11 protein-coding genes are annotated in these 9505 nt (G+C 71.5%); 4 read left to right on the top strand and 7 right to left on the bottom strand.

The genetic code is table 11. The features are described 5' to 3' along the window. The 3 genes from ACFXPL_RS30190 to ACFXPL_RS30180 form a co-directional block, all read left to right on the top strand. Positions 1-1501: trypsin-like peptidase domain-containing protein (locus tag ACFXPL_RS30190; protein ID WP_384925545.1), on the top strand; the 1501-nt coding region annotated here is incomplete at its 5' end. 138 nt (positions 1502-1639) lie between these two features. Beyond that, complete coding sequence (locus ACFXPL_RS30185) at positions 1640-2200, top strand: sec-independent translocase (protein WP_384925543.1); 561 nt, start codon at positions 1640-1642, stop codon at positions 2198-2200. A 115-nt stretch (positions 2201-2315) separates the two neighbouring features. Further along, complete coding sequence (locus tag ACFXPL_RS30180; RefSeq protein WP_384925541.1) at positions 2316-2981, top strand: hypothetical protein; 666 nt, start codon at positions 2316-2318, stop codon at positions 2979-2981. Between the two features lie 140 nt (positions 2982-3121). Here ACFXPL_RS30180 and ACFXPL_RS30175 read toward each other — a convergent pair whose 3' ends face one another. The 3 genes from ACFXPL_RS30175 to ACFXPL_RS30165 are packed head-to-tail and all read right to left on the bottom strand — an operon-like array spanning position 3122 to position 6257. Next, positions 3122-4282 carry an Mrp/NBP35 family ATP-binding protein gene (locus tag ACFXPL_RS30175; protein WP_384925539.1) on the bottom strand — a complete coding sequence of 387 codons (1161 nt, stop codon included), beginning with the start codon at positions 4280-4282 and terminating at the stop codon, positions 3122-3124. A gap of 42 nt (positions 4283-4324) precedes the next feature. Then, positions 4325-4879, bottom strand: coding sequence for a DUF1003 domain-containing protein (locus tag ACFXPL_RS30170; RefSeq protein WP_384925547.1), 555 nt, complete (start codon positions 4877-4879; stop codon positions 4325-4327). Between the two features lie 55 nt (positions 4880-4934). Further along, the gene (locus ACFXPL_RS30165; protein WP_384925537.1) at positions 4935-6257 is read right to left on the bottom strand and encodes a magnesium transporter MgtE N-terminal domain-containing protein; all 1323 of its coding nucleotides are present in this window, start codon (positions 6255-6257) and stop codon (positions 4935-4937) included. Positions 6258-6433: 176 nt separating this feature from the next. Between ACFXPL_RS30165 and ACFXPL_RS30160 the strand changes: the two genes are divergently transcribed. Then, positions 6434-7237: a hypothetical protein gene (locus ACFXPL_RS30160; protein WP_384925535.1), complete on the top strand. Its 804-nt coding sequence runs from the start codon at positions 6434-6436 to the stop codon at positions 7235-7237. A 22-nt stretch (positions 7238-7259) separates the two neighbouring features. Here the strand turns inward: ACFXPL_RS30160 and ACFXPL_RS30155 are convergent, their stop codons facing one another. The 4 genes from ACFXPL_RS30155 to ACFXPL_RS30140 all read right to left on the bottom strand — a co-directional run bounded on the left by ACFXPL_RS30155 (position 7260) and on the right by ACFXPL_RS30140 (position 9414). Further along, on the bottom strand, positions 7260-7775 hold the full coding sequence (locus ACFXPL_RS30155; protein ID WP_384925533.1) for a hypothetical protein: 516 nt from the start codon (positions 7773-7775) through the stop codon (positions 7260-7262). 84 nt (positions 7776-7859) lie between these two features. After that, positions 7860-8399 carry a hypothetical protein gene (locus ACFXPL_RS30150; RefSeq protein ID WP_384925531.1) on the bottom strand — a complete coding sequence of 180 codons (540 nt, stop codon included), beginning with the start codon at positions 8397-8399 and terminating at the stop codon, positions 7860-7862. Between the two features lie 47 nt (positions 8400-8446). Beyond that, positions 8447-8833: a hypothetical protein gene (locus ACFXPL_RS30145; protein ID WP_384925530.1), complete on the bottom strand. Its 387-nt coding sequence runs from the start codon at positions 8831-8833 to the stop codon at positions 8447-8449. Between the two features lie 215 nt (positions 8834-9048). Continuing rightward, the gene (locus tag ACFXPL_RS30140; protein ID WP_384925528.1) at positions 9049-9414 is read right to left on the bottom strand and encodes a hypothetical protein; all 366 of its coding nucleotides are present in this window, start codon (positions 9412-9414) and stop codon (positions 9049-9051) included. Positions 9415-9505 lie beyond the last annotated feature (91 nt).

The following is a 9505-nucleotide window of genomic DNA, read 5'->3' as shown; positions in this document are numbered from 1 at the left end:
CGCCACGGCCGGGCACCCCGCCGGGCCGCCCGCCGACGCGGCGGCGCCGGCCGCCGGGCCCGAGCCGTCGGACGCGCCCCCGGCGCGGCCCCGGCCGCTGCACGAGCCCGACGCCTACAGCACCCCGCCGTACGGTGGCCCCGGGCCCTGGGCGCCCGCGCCCCCGGTGCAGTTCCCGACCCCCGCGGGCGGTACGCCGCTGCCCGCGCCGTACCCCGGAACGCCGGGACCCCCCGACTCGCAGCAGCCCTACGCACAGCCCCACACGCAGCCTCCCGTCCCGACCCAGCAGCATCCGCGGCCCGCGCCCTCCCAGTGGCTCCAGTACGACCCCTGGAGCACCCCGGCGAGCAGGCCCCTGACCCACTACGGGGAGCCCGCCCCGAAGCGGCGCCGGGCGGGCATCGCCGCCCTCGTGCTGGTCGGGCTCGCCGCCTGTGTCGTGGGCGGCGCGGCCGGCGCGTACATCGAGCGCAACGGCGGCCTCACCAGCGTCGAACTCCCGCAGGCCGGACCCGAGTCCGCCGGGCGCGCGCCCGGCAGCGTCGCGGGCATCGCCGCCAGCGCGCTGCCCAGCGTCGTCACCCTCCACGTCAGCGGCAGCGGCGAGGCGGGCACCGGCACGGGCTTCGTCCTCGACCGGCAGGGCCACATCCTGACGAACAACCACGTCGTCCAGCCCGCGTCGTCCTCCCGCTCCGGCGGAGAGATATCGGTCACGTTCAGCGGCGGCGAGACCGCCCGGGCGAAACTCGTGGGCAAGGACAGCGGCTACGACCTCGCCGTCGTCAAGGTCACCGGCGTATCCGGGCTGAAGCCGCTCCCGCTGGGCAACTCCGACAACGTCCAGGTCGGCGACCCGGTGGTGGCCATCGGCGCGCCCTTCGACCTCTCCAACACGGTGACCTCCGGGATCATCAGCGCCAAGGAGCGCCCCATCACCGCGGGCGGCGAGAAGGGCGACGGCAGCGACATCAGCTACGTCGACGCCCTCCAGACCGACGCCCCCATCAACCCCGGCAACTCCGGCGGACCACTGGTGGACGCCCGGGCCCGGGTCATCGGGATCAACAGCGCCATCCGCGCCGCCGACAGCGGTACGGGGCTCGGCACCGGCCAGTCGGGGTCCATAGGGCTCGGCTTCGCCATCCCCATCAACCAGGGCAAGCGCGTCGCCGAAGAACTGATCAACACGGGTAAGGCCACGCACCCGGTGATCGGGGTGAGCCTCGACATGGAGTACGCGGGCGACGGCGCCAAGGTCGGCGACAAGGCGGCCGACGGCGGCCCCGCCGTCACCGCGGGCGGCCCCGGCGAACAGGCGGGCATCAAGCCGGGCGACGTCATCACCGAGGTCGACGGGCAACGGGTGCACAGCGGCGAGGAGCTGATCGTGAAGATCCGCGCGCACCGCCCCGGCGACCGGCTGGAGCTGACCCTCGTACGGGGAGGCAAGGAGCGGACCATGAGTCTGGCCCTCGGTTCTTCGGACGGCACCTGACGGTCACCGGAAGGTACCGCCCGGACAGTTCGGGCAGGTACCGTGGAGCGGCCCGGCCCCCGCCCCACCTCGACCCAGTGCGGACCAGGACCGTCCCGTCCCCGTCCCGCGTGTATGGAGAACACAAGGAGCAGCAAGGTGTTCAACGACATTGGCGCCCTTGAGGTGATCACGATCGCGGTCCTCGCCGTGATCGTTTTCGGTCCGGAGAAGCTGCCCAAGGTCATCCAGGACGTCTCCAGCTTCATCCGGAAGGTCCGTGAGTTCTCCGACAACGCCAAGGAGGACATCCGTTCCGAGCTGGGCCCGGAGTTCAAGGACTTCGAGTTCGAGGACCTCAACCCCAAGAACTTCGTCCGGAAACAGCTCATGGACAACGACGACCTGGGGCTCAAGGAGATCCGCAGCACCTTCGACCTCCGCCAGGAGATGAACGACATCGCGGACGTGGTGAACGGCCGGGAGGGTGAGCCCGACGAGTCGGAGACCCCCGCGCCCGCCATAAGTGCCGCGAACGGATCATCGGCGAACGGGTCGTCCGGCGGCGCGTCCGCCGGTGGCGGGCCGGTCGGCGGCGGGTCCGCCACACCCGATCTCCTCAAGAAAACCCCGGCTTCCCCGCAGACGCCCGACCTGCTCAAGAAGCGCGAAAAGCCCGATCCGGTCGAACGGCCCCCCTTCGACGCAGACGCCACCTGAGCCCGACCATTCCCTACGAGTCGGGAGCGGGTGGCTATCCTCCATCTGTCCGGCAGTGAAACGCCCGCCGGGGGCGGATCGCGCCGGACGACCGAGATCGAGGAGGCGCGGGCAGATGGAGACCACGAGTCGGGCGGGTGCGTGGGACGCGGCCGGACCAGCTCCTTCCGAGGGAGGGCAGACGGGTCTCCGTTCCCTCGACGCCTATCTGCGGGCGCCTTTTCCCTGGTACGGGCTGGACGACGCGTTCACGGGCTCCCGCTGGCTGATGCAGGTCGGGGTGACCGCCGACGGCACCGTACGGCACGGCGCCACGGGCCATGGGGAAGAGCCGTCGATAAGACCGGACGCGGCCGCCGCGGACAGGGAACGCTTCGCCGCGGTCGTCACGGTCGCCCACAGCGCCGAACACCGTACCGGTGACGGTACGGGGCACCTGGACGCCACGACGGCGTCCTCGGCGGCCTGGCTGGCCGGTTCGGGGCTGCTGGCCTTCACCTGGCCCCCGCAACTCGACCACGTCCTGCGCGCCGAATGGCTGGAGCAGCAGACGGAGGCCGCGTTCGAGCTGGCCGACCATCTGACCGGGTCCGCCTGGTCGACGCTCTCCCTGCCGGTCGACGGCGAGCCGACGCCCTTCCACTACCGCGAGTCCGAGTTCGGCTGGGTGCTGGCGGGGTCGGCCCGGGGCGAGGTACACCTCGGCGCGTACGGACGCGGGATGAGCGCGTACGGCATCGGGTTCTCGGCGATCGGCGACATCAGGTCGTACGGCCCCTAGCGGGCCCACGTGCGACGGGCCCACGCGCGACGGGCCCACGCGCCATGGCCCACGTGTAAGGGGCGACCACCATGGACGGCCGCCCCTTACCCACATCCGGCGCGCAAGATCGCGGAGCGCCGTACGGCCCCCTGGGGGGCTCAGAACTTGTTGCGCGGCGTGATCCCCAGCGACATGCCCGACAGACCGCGCTGACGCCCGCCCAGCTTGTCCGCGATGGTGCGCAGCGCCACCGCCGCCGGGGCGTCCGGGTCGGAGAGCACGATCGGCTTGCCCTCGTCGCCGCCCTCGCGCAGCCGTACGTCGATCGGGATCGCGCCCAGCACGGGCACCTCGGCGCCGGTCGTCCGCGTCAGCCCTTCCGCGACGAGCTTGCCGCCGCCGGTGCCGAAGACGTCGATCATCTCGTCGCAGTGCGGGCAGGGCAGCCCCGACATGTTCTCGACCACACCGACGATCTTCTGGTGGGTCTGCACGGCGATCGAGCCGGCCCGCTCCGCCACCTCGGCCGCGGCCTGCTGCGGGGTGGTGACCACCAGGATCTCGGCGTTCGGCACGAGCTGCGCCACCGAGATCGCGATGTCGCCGGTCCCCGGCGGCAGGTCGAGCAGCAGCACGTCCAGATCGCCCCAGTAGACGTCCGCCAGGAACTGCTGGAGCGCGCGGTGCAGCATCGGCCCGCGCCACACCACCGGCGCGTTGCCCGGTGTGAACATGCCGATCGAGATCACCTTCACGCCGTTCGCGGACGGCGGCATGATCATGTTCTCGACCTGGGTGGGCTTGCCGTCCGCGCCGAGCATCCGCGGCACGCTGTGCCCGTAGATGTCCGCGTCCACCACGCCGACCTTCAGCCCGTCGGCCGCCATCGCCGCCGCCAGGTTGACCGTCACCGAGGACTTGCCGACACCGCCCTTGCCGGAGGCCACCGCGTACACCCGGGTGAGCGAGCCGGGCTTGGCGAAGGGCACCTCGCGCTCGGCGGCGCCGCCGCGCAGCGAGGCCGCCAGCTCGCGCCGCTGCTCGTCGCCCATCACGTCCAGCGTGACGTCGACGCGCGTGACGCCCTCGACCCGGGCGACCGCGTCCGTCACGTTCCGGGTGATCGTGTCGCGCATCGGGCAGCCGGACACCGTGAGATAGACCGTGACAGCCACCGCACCGTCCGCGGCGATCTCCACCGATTTGACCATACCCAGGTCGGTGATGGGCCGGTGGATCTCGGGGTCGTTCACCGTCGCCAGCGCTTCGCGCACCGCTTCTTCCGCGGGGACGGCGGTTCCGTACGTGTCGGTAGCCATACCGAGATGGTACGGCGATCCGCACCGCCACCGACAAGTCCGTCAGCGGTCCGTCTCCGTCCGCCCCGCCGGCGGCTCGTCACCGGGTCCGGACGGGGGGACGAGGCGCTGCTCCGCCATCTCCCGTACCAGGTCCTGGAGCTCCGAGCGGATCCAGTCGCGGGTCGCGACCTCGCCCAGACCGATCCGTAGCGCCGCGATCTCCCGCGTCAGATACTCGGTGTCCGCGATCGACCGCTCGTTCTGCTTGCGCTCCTGTTCGTGGGTGACCCGGTCCCGGTCGTCCTGCCGGTTCTGCGCCAGCAGGATCAGCGGCGCCGCGTACGACGCCTGGAGCGACAGCACCAGCGTCAGGAAGATGAACGGGTACGGGTCGAAGCGCAGGTAGACCGGGGCGGTGATGTTCCACCCCAGCCACACGATGATGACCAGCGTCATCCAGACGATGAAGCGGCCCGTCCCCAGGAAGCGCGCCACCCGCTCCGAGAGCCGCCCGAACGCCTCCGGGTCGTACTCCGGCAGCACCCTGCGCCGCTGCGCCTTCGGCTGGTCGAGCCGGACCCGCCCGCCGCGCGTCAGCGCCGTCGACCCGGCCATGGCGCCGGCCTTCGGGCGCTCCCGGGGGCCGAAGCCCTCGTTGTTGTCCCGCCGCTCAGGCGCCACGGTCCGCCTCCCCGCCGTGGAACCCGGTCTCGCGCCAGTCGTCCGGCAGGAGGTGGTCGAGGACGTCGTCGACCGTCACCGCGCCGAGCAGCGCCCCGCCGTCGTCCACGACCGGCGCCGAGACCATGTTGTACGCGGCGAGATGGCTGGTGATCGCGGGCAGCGGGGTGTCCGGGGCGAGCGGCGGCAGATCGCTGTCCACGATCGAGCTGACCAGCGTGTACGGGGGGTCCCGCAGCAGCCGCTGGAAGTGCACCGTGCCCAGGTACTTGCCGGTGGGCGTCTCGTCCGGCGGCCGGCACACGTAGACCTGGGCGGCGAGCGCGGGGGAGAGGTCCTGCTGCCGTACCCGGGCCAGCGCGTCCGCGACCGTCGCGTCCGGGCGCAGCACGATGGGATCGGTCGTCATCAGACCGCCCGCGGTGCGCTCCTCGTACGACATCAGACGCCGCACGTCGGCCGCGTCGTCGGGGCGCATCAGCGTCAGCAGCCGCTCCTTGTCGGCCTCGGGCAGCTCGGAGAGCAGGTCGGCCGCGTCGTCCGGGTCCATCGCCTCCAGGACGTCGGCCGCGCGCTCCTCCTTGAGCTTGCCGAGGATCTCCACCTGGTCGTCCTCGGGCAGCTCCTCCAGGACGTCGGCGAGCCGGTCGTCGTCGAGCGCCGCGGCGACCTCGGCGCGCCGCTTCGGGGTGAGGTGGTGCAGCACATTGGCCAGGTCGACGGGGCGCAGCCGTTCGAAGGTGGCGACCAGGTTCTCCGCGCCCTGTCCCTCCTCCTCCAGCGAGAAACCGCTGACGGCGGACCACTCGACGGTCAGGGTCTCGCCCGACCTGCCCCCGCCGGCGGCCTTCCAGGGAGCCGCGCGCCCCATCAGTTCCCGGCGCAGCGCGCCGCCCTTGCGTCCGCGCCGTACGAAGACCTTGTCGATCTCCCAGTCACGGCGGGCGGGGAGCTGCGACACGGAGATGTCGAGGACCGTGACCTCCTCGCCGTCCTCCACCAGCCGGACCCGGCGGTCGAGGAGTTCGCCGAGGATCAGGCGCTCGGTGGGGCGCTGCTCGAAGCGGCGTACGTTGAGCACCCCGGTGGTGATCACCTGGCCCGACTCGATCCCGGTGACCCGGGTGATCGGCAGGAAGATCCGCCGCCTGCTGAGGACCTCCACGACCAGGCCGAGCAGGCGCGGCGGCCGTCCCGCGACGCGCAGGACGGCGACGAGATCGCGGACTCGGCCGACCTGGTCGCCGGTGGGGTCGAAGACCGGAACGCCGGCGAGGTGCGAGACGAAGACACGGGGGACGCCTGCCGCCATTTCCCAGCGCCTCCTTGTCCTTGATTGTCCTTCTATCCAGCGTGATTACGGGTTCAGGCTAGCCCGTACCGCTGCGGCCCGCGCTGACGGATCCGTCCGTCCGCCGTTCGTACCGCTCTCTGTTCTGGGGCGTCCGGGCCCCGGGTACGCTGCGGTCTGCCACCCCCCAGCAGCGTATGAGAGGCAGTGCGTCTGTGATCGTTCCCCTGTCGTCCGACCGCTTCCGCCGGGCAGGACTTCCCCTGGCGCTCTGCCTGGGACTCACGGCGGTGCTCACGGCGTGCGGCGGTGAGCCCGAGGATCCGGACAAGGGGACGAACGGGGTGGGCAAGCTCACCGCCGTGGAGATCGAGAGAAAGGCCAAGGCGGCGGCGGACTCCGCCGACGCGGTCCACCTCTCCGGCGCGCTGGTCAGCGAGGGCGGGACGTTCCGGCTCAACATGCGGCTGAAGGGGAACGGCGGTACCGGCTCCGTCACCTCTAAGAACAGCACCTTCCAGCTTCTGCGCATCGAGGACGAGCTGTATCTGAAGGCCGACGCCGGGTTCTGGAACCACGCCGACGACTCCGGCGGCGCGTCGAGCCCGGCGCCCAGCGGCGGCTCGGACGCGGAGGCCGCGGGCAAGCTCAAGGACAAGTTCGTGAAGGTCCCGCCGGACGACCCGTCGTACAAGCAGCTCAGCGGTTTCACGGACAAGAAGGTCCTTCTCGCCGGGATACTGACGCTCCACGGCACGCTGGACAAGGGCGACCGCGACCGTATCGGCGGGGTGCGGACCATCAAGATCAACGGCACCAAGGGCGCGGGCGGGACGCTGGACGTCTCCCTGGAGGGCACGCCGTACCCGCTGCAACTGCTGCGCGCGGGCGGCGCGGGGACGCTCTCCCTGACCGAGTGGGGCAAGGACTTCGATCTGGCGGCCCCGACGAAGGGCCAGACGGTCGACTACGGCAGCAGGCTCCCGAAGACCGGCGACTGACCGTCACCTGCGCGCAGGTTCCCTACGCGCCGGACCGCTTCTTACGCCGCAGCAGCAGCCGGCCGAGCGAGGCGGGCACGGGCTCGCGGGTCGTCGCCGGGGTCTCCAGCGGTACGGCGGCCAGCGAGCCCTGGGGCAGCTCCGTGATCGTCTCCCTGGGCACCAGCCGCACCACCCGGCACTCGCGCGCCCAGCGTTCCGTCATCGTCCCGGCGTCCGGCGCGTTGAGCCGCTTGCCCTTCAGCTCGGCGACCGCGCTCTCCCACTCCGGCGAGTGCGGCGCCAGCTCGGCCACGACCGCCGTCCAGGCGACCAGCCGGCCGCCCTTGTCCTTGCTGCGTACGGTCACCTCGGCGGGCGCCCCGTCCACGAGCCCCGGCAGCGGCTGCTCCCCGGGCCCGTCCCCGACGATCAGCGCGGCGCCCTCGTGCCATACGTGCCAGAGCGCCCGGTCGGGCCCTGAGCCCCGTACCCACACGAGGCCGGACTTCTTCGTGGCCTCCTCGACGAGCGCCTGCCCGAGCTGTGGTTCTGTCATGCGCGCAGCCTATCGGCGGCGCCGGCGCGATCCCCTCCCGGGCCGTCGGGCGCGGCGGCCCGGGCGGCCCCCGGCGTCGTCCGCTCACATCGGGACGATGCCCGACCGGGTGAGCGCCAGGCAGACGAGCACCTGGGCCAGGAGGAGATCGGCGGGGACGAACTCCCACCGCCTCGTCGTCACTTCCGTGTCCCGGAGGGACGCGGGGGACGCTTGCCGGCTCGCGGCCCTGATCTCCGCGGCCGCCGTGACCGTGCGGCTTCTGCCGCGCCGGGCCAGCACGTCCTCCATCAGGGATCCGCTGAAGGCGACGGCGGCGTGCCGCTCCTCGCCGCGGGAGACGACGCTGAGTCCGTCGTCGGTCTCGACCATCCGGTACGCGCCCCAGGGGATCCAGGTGCGGCGCACGAAGTCGACGATGTGCAGTCCGCCGCCGTGAATCTCCACGCGAGCCCTGCCGAGGCGGATCATCGGCCAGGAGATCGCCAGCTCCACCGAGGACACCATGAGCGTCTCGCCCAGGGGGCCGGAGGACGGTGCGGTCAGCCAGACCATCAGTGTCATGGCGAACATTCCGCAGCAGAGCAGCGCCATGAAGACGAAGGTGCCCGTTCTCCGCAGCACACGCCGCTTCGCGGTGACCTGTCGCTCCGGTCCTTCCCGGGGCGGGGTCATCCGCCGGTCGCGATGAAGGAGAAGGCGATCCAGACGAGGACCGCGCAGATGAAGACCCAGGTCGCCCACGTGGGCGGCTCGGCCTCTTTCCAGTCGACCTTCTCCCCGGCCGCCTGACGCCGGTAGAGCTCTTTTCTCCTGCCACCGGGGAAAGCCATCAGAACGGCCATCATCGCCAGGGCTCCGCCCAGACTGAGGAGCAGGACGTCGACCGATTCGCCCTTGGTGAGTCCGAGTCCTGTTCCGCCGCCGAGCGGAATGAGCATCCACAGGAGTACCGACCGTTGCCCCCAGGTGGCGGTCAGCATGGTGTGGACAAGCGCGAAAGCGCCCAGGCCGAGGACGAAGACGAAGACGATTATTTCGCGTGGGATGTCGAGCATCGCGATTCCCCTGACGAGGGCGGCACGGAAAGGGGCGGCCGGGGCCCGGCGACAACGCGCCTATGGCCCGGCGACAGAGAGCCGATCGCGCGGAAAGCGCCCGTAGGAGCGTTGGCGTCATGGCGCGGTCGGCATCCAGGGACGCGTCCTGTGCACCGCCGGCCTCCGCGCTCTCCCGTGGTGACGTGCGCACGGGGCGCCGTTCTCGGGCCGGCTCAGAAGTCTTCGAAGAGCCACCCGCCGAGGAAGAACAGGGCCACCATCACCGCGAAGATCTGGATGATCAGCAGACCGGACATCTGATTCTCCTTGCTCGGTCCCTCGGCCGCCTCGCGGGTCGCGACGGCTCTGATCGACGCGGAGTGGCCGAGGGCACCGATCGCGAACGACACGATGATGACGGCGTAGTAGGCGAGCGCCGTCTTCAGCGGCAAGCCGAACTTCATCACCCCGCCCACGCTGATCGCGATGAGGCCCGCTGCCGCCGCCACCCCGATCTTCACCTTCTGTTCCTTGGTGTCCATCAGAGGCACCCAGAGGCGGACGAAGAGGGCCGCGGAGAGAGCCACCGCGATGATCACGACTGTCAGTGGTATTGAGGAAAGCTGCATGGATCCTGTCCGCAAGGTCGGCCCTGTTCCCCCGGGGCCGCTCGGCCCCGGGGGAACAGGG

Source organism: Streptomyces sp. NPDC059092 (assembly GCF_042756365.1).
GTDB lineage: Bacteria > Actinomycetota > Actinomycetes > Streptomycetales > Streptomycetaceae > Streptomyces.
The sequence above is the reverse complement of the archived record's forward strand: the minus strand, read 5'-3'. Positions and strand labels throughout refer to the sequence as shown.

Bases quoted from the DNA above. Each gene is read 5' to 3' on its own strand.
- ACFXPL_RS30180 (WP_384925541.1), top strand. From the start codon at position 2,316: ATGGAGACCACGAGTCGGGCGGGTGCGTGGGACGCGGCCGGACCAGCT.
- ACFXPL_RS30175 (WP_384925539.1), bottom strand. From the start codon at position 4,282: ATGGCTACCGACACGTACGGAACCGCCGTCCCCGCGGAAGAAGCGGTG.
- ACFXPL_RS30170 (WP_384925547.1), bottom strand. From the start codon at position 4,879: ATGGCCGGGTCGACGGCGCTGACGCGCGGCGGGCGGGTCCGGCTCGAC.
- ACFXPL_RS30165 (WP_384925537.1), bottom strand. From the start codon at position 6,257: ATGGCGGCAGGCGTCCCCCGTGTCTTCGTCTCGCACCTCGCCGGCGTT.
- ACFXPL_RS30160 (WP_384925535.1), top strand. From the start codon at position 6,434: ATGAGAGGCAGTGCGTCTGTGATCGTTCCCCTGTCGTCCGACCGCTTC.
- ACFXPL_RS30155 (WP_384925533.1), bottom strand. From the start codon at position 7,775: ATGACAGAACCACAGCTCGGGCAGGCGCTCGTCGAGGAGGCCACGAAG.
- ACFXPL_RS30145 (WP_384925530.1), bottom strand. From the start codon at position 8,833: ATGCTCGACATCCCACGCGAAATAATCGTCTTCGTCTTCGTCCTCGGC.